Source organism: Thalassospira sp. MIT1004 (assembly GCF_001858545.1).
Classification (GTDB): Bacteria; Pseudomonadota; Alphaproteobacteria; order Rhodospirillales; family Thalassospiraceae; genus Thalassospira; species Thalassospira xiamenensis.
Map to the genome: position 1 here is coordinate 1 of NZ_MCAO01000039.1, position 536 is coordinate 536.

The following is a 536-nucleotide window of genomic DNA, read 5'->3' on the forward strand; positions in this document are numbered from 1 at the left end:
GGGTGGCGCATTCCGGGGCGATGGCGGTTTTGGCGGCGGCGGCGGTGGTGGCGGCCTTGGCAGCGTCGCCAATGTCGGTCAGGGCGGATTTGGCGCGGGCAACGGTGTCTCAAGCGGTACCATCTCTCAGGCGGCCGGGGGTGGTGGCCTTGGTGCCGGGGGTGCCATCTTTGTGATGGATGGCGCAACCCTGACCATCGCCGGAACCCTGACCGTCAATAACAACACTGTCACCGGCGGAAACGGCGGAACCGGTGCGGCGGGCACCGCCGAGGACGGCTCTGCCTTTGGCGATGGTGTTTTCCTGCAAGGCAGCGGCACCCTGACCTTCAATCCTGATACCGGCGATACACAAACCCTTGCCAATACCATCACCGATCAGGCCGGATCGGGCGGCACCGGAAGCTGGGCACTGACCAAAAACGGCGCAGGCACCCTGACACTCAGTGCCGCCAACAGCTATTCCGGCGCAACAAACCTTTCGGCGGGCACGTTATCCCTGTCGGGATCGGGAACACTCGGTTATAACGCAATCC

1 protein-coding gene is annotated in these 536 nt (G+C 64.0%); it reads left to right on the forward strand.

Annotation, left to right across the window (positions count from 1 at the left end; all coding sequences use genetic code 11):
* Positions 1–536, forward strand: a 536-nt coding sequence (locus BC440_RS14000; RefSeq protein ID WP_175484492.1) for an autotransporter-associated beta strand repeat-containing protein, incomplete at both ends; no start/stop codon positions are given.